The organism is Teretinema zuelzerae (assembly GCF_021021555.1).
GTDB lineage: Bacteria > Spirochaetota > Spirochaetia > Treponematales > Treponemataceae > Teretinema > Teretinema zuelzerae.
Genome location: NZ_JAINWA010000003.1, coordinates 435,437 through 456,976, shown reverse-complemented (window position 1 = coordinate 456,976; position 21,540 = coordinate 435,437). Strand labels below are relative to the sequence as shown.

The following is a 21,540-nucleotide window of genomic DNA, read 5'->3' as shown; positions in this document are numbered from 1 at the left end:
TTCGCTTCCGGCAATACTATCTCGGAGGAATATTGATGAATGCTCTTAATTCTATTTTGATCGAAGGTAACGTCGTGCGCGATCCTGTTTTGAAGGAAACCCCGCGGGGCAGCTCGGTCTGCAACTTTTCCATTGCTTCGAATCGTTATTTCAAACAAGACGACGAGTACGAACAGGAAACTTCGTTTTTCGAGGTTGAAAGCTGGTCGAAGCTGGCCGAAGCATGCGGAAAGAATTGCGGCAAGGGACGCGGCGTGCGCGTTGTCGGCCGTTTGAAGCAGGACCGCTGGACAGGCGCCGACGGAAAAAACTACAGCAAGGTGAAGGTCGTCGCAGAGCATGTCGAATTCAAGCCCCGTTTCAAGACGCCGGACGCCGGCAAGCCGGGCTCTTCAGCCTCGAAGGACGATTCAGACCTGATATCGTATATGGTCGCGGAAATTCCCGAAGAAAGCGAAATCGAAAGCGAAGCAGTGTTTTAATCCGCTCCGAATCGTTGCGTTAAGCAGTTTTCCGTACGGAGCTTGCAGCTGCTGCAGGCTCCTGCGGACAGTCCTTTCCGCCGGGTCTTGCAAGCTTGCCGGCCTTCCGTTACCCTGTGCGGAGAGGAGCTTCATATGACAAAACAGAATCTTTCTCGCGATGTACTCGACAAACTGATCACGTTCCAAAAAGACGAGGTCAACAGCGCGGCAATTTATAACAGAATCGCAAAAATAATACCGGACAGGGCTAACGCCGATGTCCTGATTCAAATAGCCGCGGAAGAACAAAAACACGCAGCCCGCTGGGAAGCAGTCACCGGCAAACGCATTGCGCCGTCCTTTTTATTCGTGTCGTTTTTCGTTTTTCTGGCTCGTTTTATCGGCCTGACCTTCGCGATTAAACTTCTTGAAAAAAGCGAATCCGAAGCCCAGGGCGGATATTTGACCGTTCTTGAGGAATTTCCCGACGTCCAGCAGATCATCGATGAGGAACACCGCCATGAACAGGAGCTGATGGCCATGATCGACGAGGAGCGCCTGCGCTACGCCGGTTCCGTCGTCCTCGGATTGAACGACGCCCTCGTCGAATTAACCGGAGCCCTGGCGGGCTTCACCTTCGCCTTCCAGAACACGCGCCTCATCGCGATGACCGGTTTGATCACCGGCATTTCCGCCGCCTTTTCAATGGCGTCTTCGGAATATCTTTCGCAAAGATCCGAGGGCGACGGTTCGGTGAAGCCGGGCAAGTCCGCCCTTTATACCGGCGGCGCGTATCTGGTTACCGTGGTTCTGCTCGTTCTGCCGTTCTTTCTGACCGCAAACTTTATCGCAGCCCTTGCGATCACCCTGGCGATCGTCGTCGTCATTATTCTCGGCTTCAATTTCTATTTGTGCACCGCGAGGGATCTCCCGTTCCGCCGGCATTTCCTCGAAATGCTTGCGGTGAGCCTCGGCGTCACTCTGCTTTCCTTCGGCGTCGGCGTTCTCGTGAAACAGTTTCTCGGAGTGGAGATTTAAGCATGTTGATGGGTTTGCCTCTGTTTCTTCTTTTCAGCGTCTACGGCGTGGTGAACGCATATCTCCCGATTCTTTTATTCCGCTTGGGCTATACAGCCACCATGATCGGTTTTTTGCAGGGGCTTTTCGAAGCCGCTGGACTCGTCTTCCCGATATTCATCAGTTCCCGCGTGGACCGGAAAGGAAACTACGGCCAGGTGATGATCCTCCTGGGGCTGCTAATGGCCGCAGTATTGCCTCCTCTGGTTGCCTTCAGGAACGCATGGGCGACCGCCCTTGTTTTGTCTCTGTTCGCTCTTGGCTATAAGGGCGCCGTTCCCGTCGCCGACGCCCTGGTAAACCGCATCCTCGCCCACGACGGCGTCAATTACGGAAAAGTGCGGGTTATGGGAAGCATCGGCTTCGTCTGCATCACCCTCCTTCTCCAGTTCACTCCATTAGTGAATGCCGAATCCCCGGCTTCGATCGCCTTTTGGATAGGCTTCCCGGCGATTCTCTTTTCTCTGTCGGTTCTCCTGCTGCCCGGTTTGCTGAAGAAATATCCTGAAGCCCCCGTAAGCATTGAATCTCCCGCTTCAGAACGGGGGGTGAAAATGCTTTCAGAATTTCCTCCCGCTTTCTGGGCCGGCATTTCACTTATCTTTTTCGGTTTTCTCGGCATGACGCCGACCCAGCGCTTCTTTTCGCTGTATGTGCAGGAATACCTTCATCTGCAGTCCTACGCCGGTCTTTGGGCGCTGTCGGCCGCGGCAGAAGTGCCGTTCATGTTTCTTTCAGGCTGGTTCATCCGGCGGTGGGGCACCAAGCGGATTCTGCTGCTTTCGCTCGCGGCTATTACCGTGCGGAATCTGGTATACGCCGTGTTCCCATCCTTTGGAGGCGCGGTTGCTGGACAGCTGTTTCACTCCGTCTGTTTCGGCCTTTTCCATCCGGCAGCGGTGGTTTTCGTCTCCGAACGCGCTCCCAAGCGGCTCATGGTGGTCGGCCTGACTCTGTATACATCGGTCTCGGTCGGACTCGCTTCGGTTCTGGGAAATATCGGCGGCGGAATCATCATTGACTCCCTTGGTTACCGGCCTCTGTTCGTGCTGTTCAGTTTGTGTCCCCTCGTCGGAATCGGAATCTTTTTCGCTTCCCGCAAGAGGTTCTCCAGGGCTTGACGGCTCTCTCATCGACGGCTCTCGCATTGACAGTTCGATAGCCCCTCGATACTATCGATAGTATCATGATAGCTACATTCGTAAACTGCATTGCCGTCATTTTAGGCACAATGGCCGGTATTCTGTTCGCCCGTAAAATCACTGCCGAAATTTCGTCGGTCATCTCATCAGCCGCGGGCGTAATCACCCTGGTTATCGGCATGCAGATGGCCTTTAAAACCCAGAACATCATCTATATGGCGCTCTCGCTGATCATCGGCGGGCTGTTGGGCGCATGGTGGGACATCGACGGAAAGATCCTCGCCTTCGGCAGATTCCTCGAATACCATTTCGGGGGAGGTAAAAAGAAGGCTCGGGCAAAAGCATCCGCGCAGTCCGAGGGCGAGCTTTCTTCAGATTCCGCGGCGGTTCCGGAAGAATCCCGGTTCGCCTACGCGTTTCTCAACGCGTCGGTGCTCTTCTGCGTCGGAGCGATGGCTATAGTCGGTTCGTTCAAGGCCGGTACCGAGGGCGACTATACGATCTTGTACACCAAATCAGTTCTTGACGGCTTCATGGCGATCGTATTCAGCGCCGCGATGGGAATCGGCACCGCTTTCTCGGCTCTTTCCCTGTTAGCGTATCAGGGCGCGTTGACGCTGCTTTCAGAATGGATCAAGCCCTGGGTCTCGGAGCAGATGATTTCTGAACTGACCGGACTCGGAGGCGCTCTGGTCATCATGATCGGAATCAACCTTCTCGAACTGAAAAAACTGAAAACGGCGAACTATCTGCCCGGCCTGATCATCCTTACCCTGTTCGTGCTGCTCGATCCGTTCATTTCAAGAATTGCCGAACTTTTTGTTTGACAACCGGCGATATTGACCGTAAAATAGTCCTAATAAGATAACTCCCAAGGAGGCCTTAAATGGCAAAGGTAGAACTTAAAGGCATCGGCAAAGTGTACGATGGCAACGTGCGCGCCGTGGATAATGCCAACATCGTGGTCGACGATCAGGAATTCGTCGTATTCGTCGGACCGTCCGGTTGCGGAAAGTCCACAACCCTTCGAATGGTTGCCGGTCTGGAAGAAATTTCCGAAGGCGAACTGTTCATCGACGGCGAGAGGATGAACGATGTTCCTCCCAAAGACCGCAACATCGCGATGGTTTTCCAGAACTATGCCTTGTATCCCCACATGACCGTATACGACAACATGGCCTTCGGTCTCAAGATCCGCAAGACCGACAAGAAGGAAATCGAGCGCCGCGTTAACGAAGCCGCCCGCATCCTCGATATCGAAAAGCTCCTCGACCGCAAGCCGAAGGCTCTTTCCGGCGGTCAGCGCCAGCGCGTCGCCGTAGGCCGCGCGATCGTGCGCAATCCCAAGGTATTCCTTTTCGACGAGCCCCTTTCCAACCTCGACGCGAAGCTCCGCGTTCAGATGCGCGCGGAGATCTCCGATCTTCACAACCGCCTCAAGGCAACCATGATCTACGTAACCCACGATCAGGTAGAAGCCATGACCATGGGCGACAAGATCGTCGTTATGAAGGACGGAAAAGTTCAGCAGATCGGCTCTCCGCTGTATCTCTACAATCATCCTATCAACAAGTTCGTAGCCGGATTCATCGGATCCCCGCCCATGAACTTCCTCTCCGTGAAGATCCTCGAGAAGGGCGGACAGCTGGTCGCAGACGAAGGCTCTTTCGAGCTCGTTCCTACCGCAGACCAACAGAAGATCCTCAAGGACTACATCGGCAAGGAAGTATATTTCGGAATCCGCCCGGAAGACATGACCTATCTCAAGTCACCCGCAGGAAAGAACAATATGCAGATGAAGGTTTCCGTCAAGGAGCCCCTCGGAGCCGAAACCCACCTGTATCTTGCTACCAAGAACCAGCAAGTTATCGCCCGCTGCTCTCCCGACATCATTTTCCAGATCGGCGACACTGTCAACTTCGAACCTCTTATGGAGAAGGCGAAGTTCTTCGACAAAGAAACCGAGCGCAGCATCTGCGACGACGTAAAATCGGAATAAGCTGATAGATTGTTCGGATTTTCGGTTTTCCGGGGGTAAGCCAAGCGATCCCCCGGCGGCAGATATTCTGAATAGAAATTGCAAAAAAGCGCGTTCCTGTCGAACCGGGACCCTTTACGGGGTCCCGGTTTTTTTATGTCCGGTTTCGTTCGTTTTCGGAAGGTCAGTCTTCTACGGGGATGAAAGTTACGCTTTGCGAAGATAGATGTATGTTGCCCGCACGAACGGCAAGCGTGCTGTTCAAGGGCGCGTCATCTCTGAGATTGATTCGCGCTTCCCGGGCAAGTTCGGGAATCATGATTACGGCCTGCGGGCCGTTTTTCTCGACAACGACGGCGGTTCCCGTCCATTGCGGGTTTTGTGATAGGCGGACAAGAGTCCAATGCATATTGCTTTCGCGTTCAGCCAGCGTGCATTCGCGGGCGGCCGAATCGCCCGCGGCGATTCGGGTCAGCATATCGTCGGTATCCATGAGGGGCTTTTTGTCCAGAAACAGATGGAGCTGCTGGTGCGAGACCAGGTCTCCGTACCGCCGCAAGGGGCTGGTCACCTGGCTGTACATTCCCAGGCCGAGGCCTGCGTGATCCGCGGGGATTGTTCCGACCTTTCTCGACCTCATTCCGCGGCGTTTCCGGTATTCTCCGGCGAGCCCTTCCGGCAGGTCTTTGGGGATTTCAGGAGCTTCCTGGCTCACATATTGAAACGGAATCTTGTTTTTAAAGGCGAAGCGGGCAGCAGCTTCGCCGGCGAGCAGCATCATTTCCCTGACCATGTCCGCCGCTTCTTCTTCCGCTACAGGCTCTATCGAAACGATCGGTTCGCCCTCATCCGGCATCTTCACCGAGTAATGCACCTCAGGCAAATCTATTTGAACGGCTCCCGCGGCGTTGCGTCTTTCGATGTTCCTTCTGGCTATGGCGAATAAGGGAGCCAGGCCGCTTTCGTCCTTTCTTTCCGTGGCCTGGCGGTAGGTGAGGCGGGTTACTTTCACCAGAGTTCTATGGATCGAGGCTTCTTCTATTGCGCCGGTTTCGGTGAAGCGTATTCTGAATGAAAGAGCCCGCGATGTTTCCGTCAAACCGAGGGCGTAAAACCCGAGAGAGTCTTCATGGAGCATGCGCGAGGCGCCTTCGGGAACATAGAGGGTAGATCCCCGGGAACGGGCTTCCTTGTCGGCGCTCGAGTCGGGAACGACTGTGGCCGCAGGATCGGCGACGTGAACCCACAGAATGTCGCCTTCTATTGAAACTGCGTCGTCCGGATCGCTGCTCCATTCGTTATCGATCGCCCATGAATCGAGGGCGGTCAAATCGAGGCGCTCTTTTGAATCATCCGGCGCGCTGACCGGAACCGATGCGGATTTCAAACTGCAGCCATGGCGCGCGGGCCAGGGATTAAAGTGAGTCTTCCAGTAGCCTGTTTTCAACATAATATCGTGGGCCGACGCTTGATCTTCGGCGATGCCCGAGTCTTTCAAAATTTTGGATTTATCGGTTTTCCCGAGGGCGAACGCTTCGACTTCCTGAAGATATCTGAAATCGTCGGCATCGAGGGTTTCCCGTTTGCCGTTTTGCACTTCCTTGAGCCGCGCGAGGAAGGCTGCCCGTTCCGTTTCTTCCATTTCTTTCGCGCGAGAGCGGTTTTTCAGCGTCTGGACTTCATCCGGTGTTCTCGTTGAAACGGGTGATTCAGGACTTTTGCAGACGAACTCGAATGATGCGCTGAGATATTGCCATATCGGCCACCATTGTTCAGCGGGGCAGGCGCCCCAGACCAGCTCGATAATATCCTGCAGCGCAGGACTTTCTCCCTGAAAAAAAAGAAAAGCTTCCGTCAGGTCGGCTTCAGGAACTTTCGAGCGAAGAACGGAGTCGAGATTCTTCACCGGGCCGATGTGGAGGAGTTCGACGTCCTTTTCGCGGACTTTTTTCGATCCTCCCGGCGTTTCAATATCGATTTTATCTCCAGATAAGCCGGTTACGACTGCGGCTTGGGTTTTATACAGTACGAGGCTGCGTTCCGAAATTTTCATACGCTACTCTACCATGTGCGTAATGCGGGTACAAGATGGTATTGTATAACTTGCCGCAGTTTGGTATATTTATTCATAAGTTTTGCTTTACAGTGAATAATTATAAGATTTCGGGGGAAGTCATGATTGTTATGAAATTCGGCGGGTCGTCCGTTGCAAATGCAGAGCGGATCCGTCATGTCGCGGGAATCATCCGCAGTTTTGAAAATCGCCGTCCGATCGTCGTGCTTTCGGCAATGGGCGACACCACCGACGACCTTCTCGCCGCGGCGGACGATGCCTTGAACGGCAAGGTGAGTGTCGACGCGATCGAAAAACTCCATAAAACCACAGCCGCTGAACTCGGCATCCCTGTTTCGGAAATCGATTTTCTTCTCGCAGAGCTGAGGACTCTTCTCACGGGCATTTCCATGCTCCGCGAAGTGACTCCCCGTTCGCGTGATTACCTTGTCTCCTTCGGCGAGCGTCTTTCCGTCCGCCTGATGGCGTCGTATCTGAATACGCTGAATGTGCGGGCCGAATTCAAGGATGCCTGGGATATCGGCTTTATCAGCGATTCTCAATATACCGGAGCAGATCTTCTCCCGGAGACATGGGAAAACATCCGCAAAAACCTGACTCCCTATGCCGAAGGCAAAAAGGGCGACGGCATGCCGATGCCGATCGTTACAGGCTTCATCGCGAAAGATGCCAAGGGCTTCATCACCACACTCGGACGCGGAGGAAGCGATCTGACCGCGACGCTCATCGGCGCGGCTTTGATGGCGGAAGAAGTACAGACCTGGAAGGACGTCGACGGAATACTCACGACCGATCCCCGCATCGTCAAGGAGGCCCGCACCGTGCCGGTCGCGACCTACGACGAGGTGGCAGAGCTGGCGTATTTCGGCGCTCAGGTTCTGCATCCCCGCTCGATGCAGCCCTGCCTCCAGACGGGAACCCCTGTCCGCGTGAAAAACTCCTATAACATCGAGGCTCCCGGTTCGATCATCGTAACCAGCCATGAAACCAAGCCGGTTCCCGTTCGCGCGATTACGTCGAAAAAGAACGTGACCCTGATCGATATCGTTTCCACCCGCATGCTCGGCCAATACGGTTTTCTCGCGAAGGTGTTCGAATCCTTCGCCTCTCACAGCATCAGCGTAGACGTGGTCGCTACTTCCGAGGTGTCCGTGTCCCTTACCGTCGACAGCAGCAAGGCGAACTTTTCAGGCCTCCGCCATGATCTTGAAAAATACGCGAGCATAGACATCAGGAAGAGCAAGGCGATAGTGACCGTTATTTGCGACGTCAAGCGTTCGAGCGAAATCCTTTCCGCGACCTTCGACGCGCTCAATCAGGAAGGAATCAACGTCCAGATGATCAGCCAGGGAGCCTCAAAGGTGAATATCAGCTTCATCTGCGACTCCGACGAGGCCGATATTGTGGTCAAGGCCCTCCATGCCCGATATTTCGGAACGCCCGACAAGCCGGGACTCTGGACGCCCGAGGGAGCAGATCAATGAAAATAGCGCTTGTCGGTTACGGAAAGATGGGGCATATGATCGAAAAGGCCGCATTGATGCGAGGCCACGAGGTCGTCTGCACCGTCGATCCCTACGCAAAAGACGCCTCCTGCGTAACAGCCGTTTCGGAAGAGATGCTGAAGGCTATCGGCGATTCCGGAGCCGAGGGGATCATCGAGTTCTCGCATCCAGCCTCGGTTACGAACAATATTTTCTCGCTTGTGCCTACCGGCATCCCCCTCGTGGTGGGAACGACCGGATGGGTGGACCGCCTCGAGGAAGTCCGCCGTCTCGTAGACGATACGAGAACGGCCTTTTTGTATTCGTCCAATTTTTCCGTCGGCGTGAATCTCTTTTATAAAATGGTTTCGGAAGCCGCCCGTCTTATGGCCGAATTCGAGGAATACGACGTCGCGGTGTTCGAATCGCACCATAATCAGAAAGCCGACAGCCCTTCCGGCACGGGACTCGATATCGCCCGGAGAATTATGGAGAATCTTCCCCGAAAGACTACGCTGTTCACCGATTCGTTCACGCGCCGTCCTGAGCCGTCCGAGCTGCATCTCGCGAGCGTTCGGGTAGGATCCGTTCCCGGAACTCACACCGTGTATTTCGACTCAGCGGCCGATACGATCGAGTTGACGCATACCGCGAGAACCCGCGAAGGCTTCGCGCTGGGAGCTGTCCGCGCCCTGGAATGGCTGGCGAGTCCCGGTCCCGACGGCCATGCCAGGATAGGCGTGTACACCATGAACGACGTATTCAGCGAAGTCTGAAAGATGCTTGAAGAAGCGGTCATTCGACCGCGCTGATTCCCAGGATTCTTCCTCCGCGCACGACTGCCCTGATTGAGTAGCCGGTTCCGTAAAACACCAGAGCGTCGTGGGCGCGGTAGCGCGCAGGACCGAATGCTTTTTCCAGTTCTTCAGAATCGTCGCCGAGCCGTATGTCGGCGCCCGGCGATATCGGGGATTCCTCAAGCAGTTTTATCGCAATGATGCGTCCGGCGTTCGAGTTTTCGGCAGGACGCAGAAGAACAATCGCGCCCAGAGATCGGTATGTCCAGCTTTCCATGTAATACGTATAGAGTATCTCGTCGGGCTCGCCCCATGTTTCAAGGAGATTCTCCTGTGTCATGCCGGTCGAAAGGCCTCTGAAAGATACTCTTGCCTCGTCGACGGAAGCGTTCTCCGCTTTGCGCCCGGCGGCGGCCAGGTTCCGCTCTGCGTCGAGAGTCGCCTGCGCGCGTGTTTCTTCGCCGAGGGCTTTTTGCATCCACGCGAGATTAATCAGAAGATCAAGTTCGTTGCCCGGGGCGCCCGGGTAGGACCTGAGCCCCTGCCGTTCTTTTCCGCCCCGGCTTGCCGCGGCCAAGGCTTCCAGCATGAACTGCGAGCGTACGTAGTCCCTGCCGGAGAGATAGAGAAGGGCCGCGAAATTTGCCCGGGCCGCGAAGGACTGTGTTCCTTCCTCTGCCGCCGCGGCGGACTCGGCCCTCTTGAACGCGTAGTTTCTCATTTGGGTGTTTCCCGATCTGGCGAGAAGCATCGCCTCGGCCGACTCGAGCAGAAAATCCGGCCTCTCCGCGAGGGCCGCCTTATACGCGTTAGCCGCCTTCATGAACAAGAGCGAGTCTCCGGGAATGGCGGTTTCGTCATCCAGAAAGCCGGAAGACGGGAAGAGCGGTTGGTTGTTTTGCAGGTATTCTTTGAACATGGCCGCCGCCGGGTCCCGGTCGGCCGCTATCGGAAGAACGGTTTTTATCCCCTGCGTTTCAGGCTGCAGTCCGGCGAGCCAGGCTTGATGGGCGCAAAGCGCTTCAAGGCGGGCGAGGTAGGGGGATCGGGGCCATGCTTCCCTGAGCGCCGCGAGGGAGTCGAGATTTTCTGCTGAAACCGTTCCCGTTTTAAGGCAGATCAGAAGCGTTGAAAGCGACGATGTCCAGACGTCTGTCTCTTCTTCCCGCTTCGCCAATTCGGCGATTCTGTTTTCCACCGAGGGCCGCTGCAGAAAATACGAGCGCGCGGCCTCGTTCCCGGGCGAGTACAGTTCTCCCAGCGACGAGACCCAGCGGGCGTAGGATTCGGGGTTTTTCCCTAATACGGCGAACAGCGCCGCCGCGAAGGCGTCCGCTTGATGCCATTGCTCGTCGGTCATTGATCCGGCTTCGTGCAAGCCCAGGGCGAAACGGGCGGCGTCAGCGGCGAGCCATCCGATAAGGCGTTCCTCCCGTTCTTTTTCCAGGGATCTGATGCGTCTTCCCGAGGCGGCAGAGGACTCGAAGATCTCAGCGTCGATATGATCGAGCAGTCCTGTCGTGACGACTACGGTAGCGTTTGCGAAAACGCCGGTATCGATGGAGTCGTCCTTCAGCGGGAGTATATCGATGACGCCTCTCCAGAGCTCGGTCATCCGGTAGAGCTTGAAAGCGGCCGAATCCAGAACTGCTTCCCAGTCTCCCAGATCACCGCTCCGCACAGCCTTGGTCTGAAGCATCTTCAGTTGTTCCTGAAGGCCCGTGTTTTGAGCTTGGACGGGACGGATGCCGAAGAGGGCTACGGCGCTAACAAGAGCGAGCGATGCAAAAGTCTTCATATACTGACAATAACACACCAGTTGGCTAAAAGGCAACGAAAGGTCTATACTGCGCCCATGCACAAGCTTTTTCTGAAAGAAGGGGAAGAGGACAGAATTCTCCTGGGTCATCCGTGGATTTTCGATAATGAAATCGGCCGTTTGCCGGCTGATTGTCCCGACGGTTCTCCGGTGGATGTGTTGACGAAGTCCGGCCATTTTCTCGGCAGGGGCGTGATTAACCGTTCGTCCCGCATAACGGTCAGGCTGTTTACCCGGAATAAAGACGAACAGATTAACCGCGCCTTTTTCGCCTCGCGCATTCGAGCCGCGGCTGAAACCCGTTCCTTTTTTTACGGCGAAGGCGATTCGTACCGCCTGTTGTTCGCGGAATCCGATCTTTTGCCCGGACTGGTCGTCGAACGCTTCGTCGATCTTGAAGGCCGGGTTTTCCTGGTTGTTCAGTTTTTGACCCTTGCGGTGGATTCTTTCCGCGACGATATCGTCGCCGCCCTTGAGGAAGTGATCCGCCCTGCCGGAATATTCGAACGAAGCGACGTCCACGTACGTGCCCTCGAGGGACTTTCCGAACGGAAAGGCTGGATCGGCGCTGAATTCGATCCCCGCATCGTCATCCGCGAAAACGGAATCGAATTGACGGTCGACCTCGAAAACGGCCAGAAAACCGGATATTTTCTCGATCAAAAGGACAACCGCGCCCTCGCCGCCCGGATATCGAAGGGCAGGGAAGTGCTCGATACCTGCTCCCACACCGGCGCATTCGGACTCAACGCATGGAAAGGCGGAGCATCTTCCGTTCTGGCGATAGATATCTCGGAGGATGCGGTTGCAGGAATCAGAGGGAACATCGCCCGCAACGGGGCAGAAGCCGCTATGCGGGCTGAAACCCACGACGTGTTCGATTTTCTCAAGGCGCAGGAAAAAGACGGAAAGAAGTACGACTTCATTATCCTTGATCCTCCGGCCTTTACCAAAAGCGCGAAGATGATAGACAAGGCCTACGGCGGCTATAAGGAAATCAATCTGCGCGCGATGAAGATTCTCCGCCCTGGCGGATTTTTGATGACCTGTTCGTGTTCGCATTTTTTTACCTCGGATCATTTCTACCGGATGATTCAGAACGCGGCGCGCGACGCGCATCGCACGGTCCAGGTGCTCGAGAAGCGCGGACCCGGGCCCGACCACCCCGCTCTTTCGGGGTATCCTGAATCGGATTATCTGAAATGCGCCCTCTGCAGAGTATGGTGACGGCAAAGGATTCGAATCCATGAGCTCCTTCGATATTCTCGTAGTGCTCGGAGCCACCGCCTGCGGAAAAACCTCGCTGGGCGTCCGCCTCGCGCGGGATCTGGCGGGCAGGGGAAGGCCCTGCGAAATAATCTCCGCAGATTCCCGTCAGGTGTACCGTGGGCTCGACATCGGTTCAGGCAAGGACCTCGCCGAATACGGAGAAGTTCCCTATCATTTGGTCGATGTGGCGACCCTGGCCGAAGAATATAACGTGTTTTCCTTTCAACGAGATTTCTACAGGACGTATCGGAGCCTTTCGGATCGTTCGGCGTTTCCGCTGATGGTCGGCGGCACGGGGATGTATCTCGATTCTATTCTCCGCTCGTATCCGCTCGTCGAGGTTCCTGAAAATCCGCCGCTGCGGGAAGAGCTTGCGCCTTTGACGCTGGACGAACTCGCACGCCGCCTTTTGAGCGTCAAGGCGGAAATTCACAATCGGACGGATCTGGAAGACAGAGCGCGTCTTGTGCGCGCAATTGAAATCGCCGAATACGAGCGCGATTCGCCAGCAGAAGAAGAAGCCGAAAGCCGTCCCGTATTGCGGCCGCTTACTCTCGGCGTGCGCTATCCGCGGGACGAGCTGCGCGAACGGATACGAAGCCGTCTTCTTTCCCGCGTCGAGGAAGGCCTCGCGGAGGAAGTGGAGCGCCTTCACGGCGAAGGCTATTCATGGGACCGCTTGGACCGGCTCGGTCTTGAGTACCGCTACACCGCACGATATCTTCAGGGACTCATCCAGAACAGGCAGGAATGGATCGATTCGCTGTACACGGCGATTTGCCAGTTCGCGAAACGCCAGGAAACCTGGTTCAGGGGCATGGAGCGCAAGGGCGTTGCCGTCCGCTGGATCGAGCGCGGAAACTACGATGAGGCGCGGGCTATCGTCGAGGCGGAACTTTTATAGCCTGCCGATAAAAAAAGCCGTTCGGCACGAGGTCCTCACGGCTTGTCTTCTTTTTGTGTTGATGCGATTGCGGAAGAATATTTTTCATTCTCCGGCATGCCGGCTTCTACGCGGTGGCGACTTCTTTCTGTTCTTCCATTTCCGCGATGTAGCCGGTTCGGAGGCAGCTTTCAAAGAGAGACAGACTCATGAAGTCGTCGATGATTTTTTCATATCCGTCCATATCCCGATAAATGCGAACCATGTACCCTTCTTCGGTTTCGCTGAGAACCCTCAGATAATCCGCGCAGCCGTTGCCGCTCCTGATATAGTAGTTTTTCATCAAAACCTCCCGTTGCATCTATTTTCGGGTTTCGCGGCCCTGGCCTTTAGGGATATAATTCATTTGTGTATACCGACGCGCATATTCATTTATACGACTGCTTTGTTCAAAGCGGAATCGAACCGGACTCGGGCGGGCAAAACCTGCTGTGCGCGAGCTCCTGCCGGCCGGACGAATTCCTCTGGCAGGAATCGTATGCCGCTTCCCGCCCGGGCAGAATCTTTCTGTCCTTCGGCATTCATCCGCAGGACCCAGACGAATCCCGTCTCGAATTTCTTGCAGGGCTCGTCCGCGACCGGAGAGTGCAGGCGATAGGCGAATGCGGTTTCGACTTTTACGAGGAACGCTTTTCGGCCCGGAAGGACGAGCAGAAACGCGCGTGGGACGCTCAAGTTTCGCTCGCAGCCGACAACGGCCTTCCTCTTGTCGTCCATTGCAGAAAAGGGCTTCCTTTGATTTTCGCTGATTTTCGCCGGCTTAAAAAAATCTCTGCGGTTGTTTTTCACGGATGGCCGGGATCGGCGAACGAAGCCCGCTCGCTTTTGTCGCGCGGAATAAACGCGTATTTTTCAATCGGGAAGGCCTTGCTTCGGGGCGACCGGTCCGCCGCGGAAACAGTCGCCGCGCTGCCGCTTGACAGGATTCTCACTGAAACCGATGCTCCGTACATGACGCTTCGGGGTGAGAAAAGCACCCAGCCCGCCGATATCGATGCGGTGGCCCGGGCAGCCGCCGGCATTGCGGGAACCGACCTTTCGGCCTTCGTTTCTCGGATCAAAACCAATTTTACGACGGTTTTTCGTTTTCCCTGACGAACTCGCGAATCGCTTCGCAGGTTTCCCTATAGTTTTTTTTCAGTTCCCGAATCCGTTCGGACACAAGATCATAATCGATTTCCGTCCGGCTTCTCGCGGCTTCCTCGAGTTCTCCCGCTGTGTCCGCCAAAAGCTCCGCTCCCAGAATTCCCGCAGCGCCTTTAAGCTTATGAGCGATATAGGCTATCCGCGCGGCGTCTCTACCGGTCGCAAGAGCATTCAGCGATTCGATTTCCCCTTCGCGTTCGCACAACAGTGCGGCAAGCTCCTTATAGAGCCCGATCTCGGAGGAAAACCGCTCTGTTATATCCTTGATTTGTAAAAGCATGGTCTCCTTATGTCGGCCGCGGAGCATAAAAGTCTTCGCCTGAATCGTTGATCAGGACGAAGGCGGGCATTTTCTCGACGACGATTTTTCTCACCGCTTCCATGCCGAGTTCCGGATAGTCGACGATCTCGCTCGACCGGATGTGTTCCTCCGCGAGAAGAGCCGCTCCACCTCCGACCGTTCCCAGATAGGTGCCTCCCCATTGCCGGCAGGCGGATCTCCAGGTTTCGCTCCTGTTTCCCTTCGCGAGGGTGACGAGGGCCGCTCCCCGGCTCATCAGCTCCTCCGCGTATTCATCCATTCTGCCGGCTGTAGTCGGACCGAAGCTTCCGGTCGGCTTTCCTTCGGGCGTTTTCGCGGGGCCCGCGTACAAAATGGGATGGAGGCCGATGTAGGAGGGGAGTGGTTCACCGGAGCGGATGAGGGCTCTCCATCGCGCGTGGGCCGCGTCGCGGGCGACCAGCAGGGTGCCGGTCAGCAGGACCGGCGTACCCGGAGGCAGGGCCCGGAGCTTGTCCTGCATATGGGGAATTCCCTTATCCATATCGATATCGACTGCAGATTCCGCGGGCTTTTCGCAGAGAGCCGCCGCTTCTTTCAGTCCGGGAATCGAAAGAGGATTATCGACAGTCGTCTGGAGCCACGCGCCCTCGGAATCGATTCTGCCGAAGAGGTTGCGGTGGGCCGAGCATGATACGCCGATCGACACGGGACAGCTCGCTCCGTGTCGGGGAAGCCTGAGCACGACCGCTCCGGAGGCGAACGCCCGGCCTCCGAACTGGGCCCCCAGGCCGCAGCCCTGCGCGATCTCCATGACTCTGTTCTCCCAGTCCGGGCAGCGTTGCGGGGAGAAGCCGAACACCTGCCGGTCGGGCACCGGGCTGTCGGCGTCGAAGAAGCCGGCGGTCGCGAGCTTGAGCGCCGTCAGGTTTTGTTCGGGGCTCAGCCCTCCGACTACCACCGAGACGGTGTACGGCGGACACGCCGAGGTTCCGAGAGCCGGCACCTGGCGGCTCAGAAAAGCGTCGAAGGCCTTCGGCTCGAGGAGAGCCTTCGTAGCCTGAAAGAGCTGCGTTTTATTGGATGAGCCGCCGCCCTTCGCGCAAAACAGAAAATGCCAGGCGGGATTTCCGCTGGACTTTTCTGCGCCTCTGCCCGCGAACAGGGCGATCTGGGCAGGCATGTTGTCGCCCGGATCGGTTTCCTCGAACAGGGACAGCGGGATGTTCGTAGAATTTCTCAGATTTCTGTCCGCCCAGGTTTTCTTGGCTCCCCGTTCGAGAGCGGCGTAGGGATCGCCGGTCGACAGCACGCCTTCGTCCTTCCACGCGAAAATCTGTGCGGTTCCGGTATCCTGGCACAGAGGCAGTTCTCCCCGGGCCGCTATGATCGCGTTTTTCAGCAGGAACGAGCAGACGAACCGGTCGTTCTCGCTTGAACGGGAATCGGCCGCCGCGTCCAGCATATGCTTCAAATGGGTTTCGGTAAAGGTAAAGGAGAGACGCTCGAAGGCTTTTTCCGCGAGCAGCGAGAGCGTTTCATCGCCTACCGAAATCGCGCTATTCGCCGCCGCTTCCGGAGCCGTATTGGGTATCAAATCGAAGTCCATGCGTTTCAGTATAGCCGTCCGATATCCTTTTTGCTATACTTTCCTGATTAGGGAGGTTCTGTGACTATGTTGCCTGTTCTTAACGCTCTTCTGGCGATTCTGTATTCCGCATCCTGCGTGTATCTTCCTCCGACTCCCGCTTTTTTCGGATTCCTCGCGGTATTGTCCTTTTCCCTGATAGTCCTGTTCTGTACGATTTCTCTGAAAAAGAATCCGTCCCGTTTCCGGGCTCTCCGGCTGCGTAAAATACTCGAGTATCTTCCCTTCGTCCTGTTCGCCGGTTTTATCCTGCGGCGCACCGGCGAAGCCGACGGTTTTTTTCTGCTCGACCTCGCTTCCGTTCTCTTGTGGCTCGCGTCGGCGGGCGTTAACCTGGCCGTGCTCAGGCAGCTTTCGGAGAAAAGAATCGCGATAACCTTTCCCGGCATCGAAGCAGCCAAGCCCCGAAAAAAAGGCCTGTTGACGCAGGCTGTCGAATGGATCGACGCCCTCGTGCAGGCTGCCTGTCTGGTGCTTCTCATCCAGCTTTTTTTCTTTCAGCTCTATGTCATCCCTTCCGAATCCATGGTTCCCGAGTTCATGGTGAAGGACCGCGTCGTGGTGATCAAAACCCCCTCAGGCCCAAAATTTCCGCTCTCGTCCGTCGGCGTTCCGCGCATGAAGGATTATGAGCGCGGAGACATCGTCATCTTCAGCAATCCGCATTACAACGACTCAAAAGAAGCCCGGGTAAAGTCTTTTCTTTCCCAGTTCGTATATATGCTTACCTTTACCCAGGTTCAGATCAACCGGGACGAATTCGGACAGCCGAAGGCTGACCCTCTGGTAAAGAGGGTGACCGGCGTTCCCGGAGAAAAACTGATGATGGTCGACGGGGTTCTTTACTCCCGCACCAGGGAATCGGCCGAGTTTCAGCCGGTGGCCGAGGATTCGGGATGGGCCGCCTGGAATGTCGCATCTCTGCCCCGTTCCGAGCTTGCCCTCGTTAAAAACGTTCCGCTGAGCTCGGAGCAGTTCGACATTCTCCAGTCGGTAGAATCCATCCGCTCGTCGGTGGATGCCCCTGCAGCAGCCGCCGAAGCGCGCGCTCTCGCGGACCGCTTTGACGCGCTGAAGAGCGCGCCCGATACGGTGACTACCGCTCCCGATCTGATCCCCTCCGCGAAACTCGAGATATCTTCCGTCTTTCTTGCCGTCGACGACGTCACCCGGCTTCTGTTGACTACGAACGGCGGAGCTCTCTGGTTCCGCGAGTTTATGACCGGCTGGGCGTCTTCTGCCGAACGGGACACTCTGTTTGAAACAAGATCGATGCAGATGAACATCCTGCTGAAGTTAACCTTCGGAAAACTCGTTGTCCGGAACGCCGAGATGATAGCGGCAGGAACGCCTTCTTCCGCCTACATGAACGACGAGGTTCGCCTCTCCCTGCTTTCCGAGGCGGATTCCTGGTATTTCTTCATGGCTGTACACGACCAGCGCAATATGTTCGAATTTCCTTCCGGAGACGAGTTCATCCCCGAGGACAGCTATTTTATGATGGGAGACAACCGCTTCAATTCGCTTGATATGAGGCATTCCTATAAAAGCCGTTTGATTCCGGTCGATTCAGGCGATCCGTCTTCATTCCGGTATCGATCAAATCTCGACCCGAGATACGTTCACGCGTCCTCGATTCTCGGATCGGCCGCGCTCCGGTTCTGGCCGCTTTCCCGCATCGGCATTCCCCGGTAACGGACGCCCTTCGGCCTTCGCGCGTCGGCGCCCGCGCGCGAATGATCGTTTTCATTGTCGATCGAACCCCTAAAAAAAAGGGCCGGCCCGATGTCGAGCCAGCCCTTGTTACATCAAAAAAGTACTTGAATCAGTCTATTCCGAGCAAAACGCGCGCTTCGGCCAATTCTGCCTCGTCCGGCGCCCATGGCTCTGAAAGACCCTCCGGCGCGAAGGTTCGTTTCAGAATATCCTCGGGATCGCTTTCCCGCATCTCTCTCGTTTCCGGAATCACTTCACGGATGAGCCAGCGGTCCTTGCCGTATTCCAGAATTACCCGATCTACGTATCTCCAGACTGAAAGCGGATATCCTTCCTCCATTCCGGGCGTATTCGGCATCCACAGCCAGAATGACACGATAAATTCCCGTGTTTCGCCGGGCCGGACTTCGGTCGCGGCTGCGGCACTGCCTGTTCCGTCCGAGGATGTATTTTCGCCTTCGATTTTCAGTTTGGTCAGGCCCCAAATCATGCGGTTGTTCGTTTCCTTTCGCAAGAAAAGTTCCGCAGGAGCAAGAATGCCGCCGTTCCGTTCGTAGGCGTCCCTCATCCGGGACGTCACATAGAGATTCGTCACATATTCGTCGTAATCGGTTCTGACGCCCTTCTGCGAGTACGCCCGGGGTATTTCCTGGTCGAGCTGATGAAGCCCGCGGTAATACTCCTGTACGATCGTCAGGGGCTCTTTTCCGAGCGTCGTCGGCTTGGATTTCATATCCCCGGCGACGGTCGCTCCAACCAGTGCCGCGACGACCGCCAAACCAGCCGCCGCGATGAACGCGGTTTTATGCTTGCGCGCGAAACGGCGTCGTTTGACGATGCCCTCGCGCTTGCTTCGAGCGGCTTCGCGGGCCGTCGCAAAAGCCTGAGTGCCCGCGTATTCCGACCGGCTAGCGTCGACGAAGGCTGAAGGATCGGGTCCGAAGGCGAGGAGGGTATCGAGCGAAGCCGCCTTATCCGCGGTGACGAGCGAATCCACAGCCCGGGCGCATACGCCTGAATAGCCGGGCGCTGCGAAATCCAGGGATTCGAAAAGGCCCAGTCTTTGCTTCTCCGCAAGATTTTCGCTTTTCTTGTCCCCGTCCGCGCTGAACGCGGATGATCCGGATAATGCCCGGTACGCGGCTGTTCCCGCAGCGAAGGCGAAGGCCCTCAGCGGATCCTGCGCGTGGGCGTCCGGATGTATCCATTTAAGGCGGAGATCTATTTCTTCCTGCTCGCCCCTGTTTCCGGCGCACCTGATAATCAGCTGCGGCGGAAGAACAAGAACCGAGCCGTCGTCGCCGCAAAACACCGCGGCCGGACCGGCGGAACCGAGATGAGCCGCGGCGGACCGCGGAATGTTCCCGTTCATTAGCGCGCGATGAATCTTTGAAAAAGCAGAGTGCAGCTTCGGCCACGCCGTTTCGCAGGGTTCCCCTTCGATCGCCTCCAGAAGAGGTTTCCCCTGCATATCGGGACCGAAAAACTCCATGGTTTCCCTGCCGTCTTCCTCGACGCATCTGGTTCCGTTCATGTTCCAGGGCTGCAGCGAGTCGTCGGCTCCGATGAGATACCCCGACTCTGTCTGGAGCCGGGGCAGTCCGCTTTGAGCGAAGGCCCTCGGAGAGAGAGCCGCGTCGACTGCAAGCACCGGCTCTCCGTTGTGAACGGTTCTTCGTATCAGCTGTTTCATCATCTTCCGTTCGGAGAATACAGGTACTTGAAGAAGTCCATGTCTGTGGTAAGAACCTTGTCGAAGCTGCCGAGCGTCGACTTATACGATTCTATGCTCTTCCAGAATCCGTAGAACTCGGAATCGCGCGAATACGCGTCTGCGTAGATGCGCGAAGCTTCGGCGTCGGCGGTTCCCTTGATCGTTTCGGCGCGGTTGTATGCGCTCGAGAGGAGGGTTTTCTGCTCGTTTTCGAGCTTTCCCAGCCACTCGGCTTTTTTTCCCTCTCCGGTCGATCTGAAGGTCTGCGCGATCTGATTCCGTTCCTTTATCATGCGGTTATACACGCTTTCGGTCAGCTCGTCCGAATATTTGATCTGCCTCAGCACGATGTCCAGCAGCTCGATTCCGAATCCCGCGACCTTCTCGCTCGCGGCCGCGGCCATTTCCTTGCTGAGCTCCTGCCGGCCCCGCGAGATCGCCTCGTAATTGATCTTCTCTCCGGTGATCTGGCTGAGCTGCACTTCTTCGGCGTCCGCTCCAAGCGCGAAGTTTTCCGTATGCTGGAGTTCGTTGATGAGGTTCGTATTCCGCACAACGTCGTTCAAACTCGAGGAGGTGATGACGGTGCGCACGGCGGAATCGATGATGTCGCTCAAGCGCGAGTAGGCTCCTTCAATGGAAGTGACCGATTCGTAGAACTTCACCGGATCGGTGATTTTCCATCGGCTCGTCGTATCCACGATGATGAACTGGTTTTCTTTAGTCGGTATGCGCTGCGAGTCTCCGTCGAGCGCCATCACCTTGCGGGGATAGGTAATCACCGAATCGGCGAAGGGAAGGCGAACGTGCAAGCCCGCTTCGTCGGTCGAATCGACGATTTCTCCGAAGCGGGTTACCACTACCTGCTCGCCTTCGTTAACGATATAGAGAGGATTTGCTATCAAAAAAAGTGCGAGCATAGCGCCTGCGGCGATTAAAATTCGGGTTGTTGCCTGCTTCATTGAGCGCCTCCTTTAGAGATGTTCTGTAACGGAAGGAAGTTGTCCAGTTTTTTATCGACCAGAGTGGTTCCCGTAGTGCCTGAAAAGAGGGTTTCTATCGTTTCCAGATACAAGCGTTTTCTTGTTACCTCCGGAGCCTTCCGGTATTCGTCGTACACCGAGTTGAATCGGGCAACGTCTCCGCGAGCCCGGTTTACGCGTTCCGCCGCGTATCCCTGCGCCTGCTGAATCAGCTTTTCCGCCTCGCCGGACGCCTTCGGTATCTGAGCGTTGTAGGATTCCTTTCCTTCGTTTATCAAGCGGTTCATATCCTGAATCGCCTTGTTGACGTCTTCGAAGGCCGGCTGCACTCCGGGAGGAGGCACTATGTTCTGGAGCTGCACGGTGGTTATCGTCACTCCGAGCTCGAATTGCTTGAGAATCTCGTTCATCATGACTATCGCGTTGTTCTCTATCGCGGTTCTTTCCGGTCCGATTACGTCGAGGATCGCGCGGTCTCCCACGAGCATGTTGATGACCGATTGGGAAATGTCCCTGATGGTCGAGTTCCGCACGCTTTCGTGCACGTTGAAAAGCCAGGCGCGCGGATCGTGTATCCGGTATTGGATAATCCATTCAACGTCTACTATGTTCAAGTCGCCGGTCAGCATCGTCGACTCTCGGGTCAGATTGTTTTCGTAGGTGTTGTTGATGCCGCCCTTTACGGTGCGGAAGCCGAATTGTTCGGTTTGAATCCGTTTTGTCGGAACATTCCAGCTTTTTTCAATTCCCAACGGAACTTTGAAATGCAGTCCGGGTCCTGCCGTCCGGTTATATTTTCCAAATCTCGTAATGACCGCCTCTTCCGTCTGATCGACGACGATGAAGCCGGTGAAGCCTACCGCCAGAACAGCAATCAATACTCCCAGCGTCAGCACTAAGGTCGGACTCAACCATTCAGGCCGTCGGGCATTATTTTCCATAGATCCTCCTTGAAACATCATTCTAATTTATCCATTTTACGGGTCCAGGGCAAGTTTCTCTTGAA

19 protein-coding genes are annotated in these 21,540 nt (G+C 55.9%); 11 read left to right on the top strand and 8 right to left on the bottom strand.

The window, feature by feature from the left end:
- The first annotated feature begins 35 nt into the window (after positions 1-35).
- The 5 genes from K7J14_RS09405 (at position 36) to K7J14_RS09385 (ending at position 4,682) form a co-directional block, all read left to right on the top strand.
- Complete coding sequence (locus tag K7J14_RS09405) at positions 36-482, top strand: single-stranded DNA-binding protein (protein ID WP_230755591.1); 447 nt, start codon at positions 36-38, stop codon at positions 480-482.
- Positions 483-617: 135 nt separating this feature from the next.
- A complete protein-coding gene (locus K7J14_RS09400) occupies positions 618-1,502 on the top strand; it encodes a VIT1/CCC1 transporter family protein (protein WP_230755589.1) in 885 nt (294 codons plus the stop codon).
- 2 nt (positions 1,503-1,504) lie between these two features.
- Positions 1,505-2,662, top strand: a complete 1,158-nt coding sequence (locus K7J14_RS09395) for an MFS transporter (RefSeq protein ID WP_230755587.1) — start codon at positions 1,505-1,507, stop codon at positions 2,660-2,662.
- Positions 2,663-2,727: 65 nt separating this feature from the next.
- A complete protein-coding gene (locus tag K7J14_RS09390; protein ID WP_230755585.1) occupies positions 2,728-3,510 on the top strand; it encodes a DUF554 domain-containing protein in 783 nt (260 codons plus the stop codon).
- A 59-nt stretch (positions 3,511-3,569) separates the two neighbouring features.
- The gene (locus K7J14_RS09385) at positions 3,570-4,682 is read left to right on the top strand and encodes an ABC transporter ATP-binding protein (protein ID WP_230755583.1); all 1,113 of its coding nucleotides are present in this window, start codon (positions 3,570-3,572) and stop codon (positions 4,680-4,682) included.
- A 163-nt stretch (positions 4,683-4,845) separates the two neighbouring features.
- Here the strand turns inward: K7J14_RS09385 and K7J14_RS09380 are convergent, their stop codons facing one another.
- Positions 4,846-6,714 carry an RNB domain-containing ribonuclease gene (locus tag K7J14_RS09380; RefSeq protein ID WP_230755581.1) on the bottom strand — a complete coding sequence of 623 codons (1,869 nt, stop codon included), beginning with the start codon at positions 6,712-6,714 and terminating at the stop codon, positions 4,846-4,848.
- 122 nt (positions 6,715-6,836) lie between these two features.
- On the opposite strand from K7J14_RS09380, the gene K7J14_RS09375 reads away from it, so the two are divergent.
- Together K7J14_RS09375 and dapB are read left to right on the top strand one after the other, a co-directional pair.
- Entirely contained in the window at positions 6,837-8,219 is a 1,383-nt protein-coding gene (locus tag K7J14_RS09375) for an aspartate kinase (protein ID WP_230755580.1), read from the top strand.
- Positions 8,216-8,995, top strand: a complete 780-nt coding sequence (gene dapB / locus K7J14_RS09370) for a 4-hydroxy-tetrahydrodipicolinate reductase (protein WP_230755578.1) — start codon at positions 8,216-8,218, stop codon at positions 8,993-8,995. The genes K7J14_RS09375 and dapB overlap by 4 nt, the downstream gene beginning before the upstream one ends.
- 19 nt (positions 8,996-9,014) lie before the next feature.
- On the opposite strand, the gene K7J14_RS09365 is transcribed toward dapB, so the two are convergent.
- A complete protein-coding gene (locus K7J14_RS09365) occupies positions 9,015-10,814 on the bottom strand; it encodes a hypothetical protein (protein WP_230755576.1) in 1,800 nt (599 codons plus the stop codon).
- A 57-nt stretch (positions 10,815-10,871) separates the two neighbouring features.
- Here K7J14_RS09365 and K7J14_RS09360 point away from each other — a divergent pair, with 57 nt between their 5' ends.
- Together K7J14_RS09360 and miaA are read left to right on the top strand one after the other, a co-directional pair.
- On the top strand, positions 10,872-12,062 hold the full coding sequence (locus K7J14_RS09360) for a class I SAM-dependent rRNA methyltransferase (protein WP_230755573.1): 1,191 nt from the start codon (positions 10,872-10,874) through the stop codon (positions 12,060-12,062).
- A gap of 19 nt (positions 12,063-12,081) precedes the next feature.
- Positions 12,082-13,008, top strand: coding sequence for a tRNA (adenosine(37)-N6)-dimethylallyltransferase MiaA (gene miaA, locus K7J14_RS09355; RefSeq protein WP_230755571.1), 927 nt, complete (start codon positions 12,082-12,084; stop codon positions 13,006-13,008).
- A 106-nt stretch (positions 13,009-13,114) separates the two neighbouring features.
- Here the strand turns inward: miaA and K7J14_RS09350 are convergent, their stop codons facing one another.
- Positions 13,115-13,330, bottom strand: coding sequence for a hypothetical protein (locus K7J14_RS09350; RefSeq protein ID WP_230755569.1), 216 nt, complete (start codon positions 13,328-13,330; stop codon positions 13,115-13,117).
- A gap of 65 nt (positions 13,331-13,395) precedes the next feature.
- Between K7J14_RS09350 and K7J14_RS09345 the strand changes: the two genes are divergently transcribed.
- Positions 13,396-14,142, top strand: a complete 747-nt coding sequence (locus K7J14_RS09345) for a TatD family hydrolase (protein ID WP_230755568.1) — start codon at positions 13,396-13,398, stop codon at positions 14,140-14,142.
- Here K7J14_RS09345 and K7J14_RS09340 read toward each other — a convergent pair.
- Positions 14,117-14,473, bottom strand: coding sequence for an Hpt domain-containing protein (locus K7J14_RS09340; RefSeq protein ID WP_230755566.1), 357 nt, complete (start codon positions 14,471-14,473; stop codon positions 14,117-14,119). The genes K7J14_RS09345 and K7J14_RS09340 overlap by 26 nt on opposite strands.
- A 7-nt stretch (positions 14,474-14,480) precedes the next feature.
- Entirely contained in the window at positions 14,481-16,082 is a 1,602-nt protein-coding gene (locus K7J14_RS09335; RefSeq protein ID WP_230755565.1) for a FumA C-terminus/TtdB family hydratase beta subunit, read from the bottom strand.
- 66 nt (positions 16,083-16,148) lie between these two features.
- Between K7J14_RS09335 and lepB the strand changes: the two genes are divergently transcribed.
- A complete protein-coding gene (gene lepB, locus K7J14_RS09330; RefSeq protein ID WP_230755564.1) occupies positions 16,149-17,816 on the top strand; it encodes a signal peptidase I in 1,668 nt (555 codons plus the stop codon).
- Between the two features lie 130 nt (positions 17,817-17,946).
- Here the strand turns inward: lepB and K7J14_RS09325 are convergent, their stop codons facing one another.
- From K7J14_RS09325 to hflK, 3 genes are read right to left on the bottom strand one after another with little or no spacing between them, the layout of a single operon-like run.
- Positions 17,947-19,533, bottom strand: coding sequence for a hypothetical protein (locus K7J14_RS09325; RefSeq protein WP_230755563.1), 1,587 nt, complete (start codon positions 19,531-19,533; stop codon positions 17,947-17,949).
- Positions 19,530-20,513, bottom strand: a complete 984-nt coding sequence (gene hflC / locus K7J14_RS09320; protein WP_230755562.1) for a protease modulator HflC — start codon at positions 20,511-20,513, stop codon at positions 19,530-19,532. Before hflC ends, K7J14_RS09325 begins: the two co-directional genes overlap by 4 nt.
- Positions 20,510-21,475: an FtsH protease activity modulator HflK gene (gene hflK / locus K7J14_RS09315; protein ID WP_230755561.1), complete on the bottom strand. Its 966-nt coding sequence runs from the start codon at positions 21,473-21,475 to the stop codon at positions 20,510-20,512. The genes hflC and hflK overlap by 4 nt, the downstream gene beginning before the upstream one ends.
- Between the last annotated feature and the right edge of the window lie 65 nt (positions 21,476-21,540).

Coding starts and splice junctions, on each gene's coding strand:
- K7J14_RS09360 (WP_230755573.1), top strand. CDS start 10,872: ATGCACAAGCTTTTTCTGAAAGAAGGGGAAGAGGACAGAATTCTCCTG.
- K7J14_RS09385 (WP_230755583.1), top strand. CDS start 3,570: ATGGCAAAGGTAGAACTTAAAGGCATCGGCAAAGTGTACGATGGCAAC.
- K7J14_RS09405 (WP_230755591.1), top strand. CDS start 36: ATGAATGCTCTTAATTCTATTTTGATCGAAGGTAACGTCGTGCGCGAT.
- hflC (WP_230755562.1), bottom strand. CDS start 20,513: ATGAAGCAGGCAACAACCCGAATTTTAATCGCCGCAGGCGCTATGCTC.
- dapB (WP_230755578.1), top strand. CDS start 8,216: ATGAAAATAGCGCTTGTCGGTTACGGAAAGATGGGGCATATGATCGAA.
- lepB (WP_230755564.1), top strand. CDS start 16,149: ATGTTGCCTGTTCTTAACGCTCTTCTGGCGATTCTGTATTCCGCATCC.
- K7J14_RS09375 (WP_230755580.1), top strand. CDS start 6,837: ATGATTGTTATGAAATTCGGCGGGTCGTCCGTTGCAAATGCAGAGCGG.
- K7J14_RS09365 (WP_230755576.1), bottom strand. CDS start 10,814: ATGAAGACTTTTGCATCGCTCGCTCTTGTTAGCGCCGTAGCCCTCTTC.
- K7J14_RS09400 (WP_230755589.1), top strand. CDS start 618: ATGACAAAACAGAATCTTTCTCGCGATGTACTCGACAAACTGATCACG.
- K7J14_RS09350 (WP_230755569.1), bottom strand. CDS start 13,330: ATGAAAAACTACTATATCAGGAGCGGCAACGGCTGCGCGGATTATCTG.
- K7J14_RS09390 (WP_230755585.1), top strand. CDS start 2,728: ATGATAGCTACATTCGTAAACTGCATTGCCGTCATTTTAGGCACAATG.
- K7J14_RS09380 (WP_230755581.1), bottom strand. CDS start 6,714: ATGAAAATTTCGGAACGCAGCCTCGTACTGTATAAAACCCAAGCCGCA.
- K7J14_RS09340 (WP_230755566.1), bottom strand. CDS start 14,473: ATGCTTTTACAAATCAAGGATATAACAGAGCGGTTTTCCTCCGAGATC.
- miaA (WP_230755571.1), top strand. CDS start 12,082: ATGAGCTCCTTCGATATTCTCGTAGTGCTCGGAGCCACCGCCTGCGGA.
- K7J14_RS09335 (WP_230755565.1), bottom strand. CDS start 16,082: ATGGACTTCGATTTGATACCCAATACGGCTCCGGAAGCGGCGGCGAAT.
- K7J14_RS09395 (WP_230755587.1), top strand. CDS start 1,505: ATGTTGATGGGTTTGCCTCTGTTTCTTCTTTTCAGCGTCTACGGCGTG.
- hflK (WP_230755561.1), bottom strand. CDS start 21,475: ATGGAAAATAATGCCCGACGGCCTGAATGGTTGAGTCCGACCTTAGTG.
- K7J14_RS09325 (WP_230755563.1), bottom strand. CDS start 19,533: ATGATGAAACAGCTGATACGAAGAACCGTTCACAACGGAGAGCCGGTG.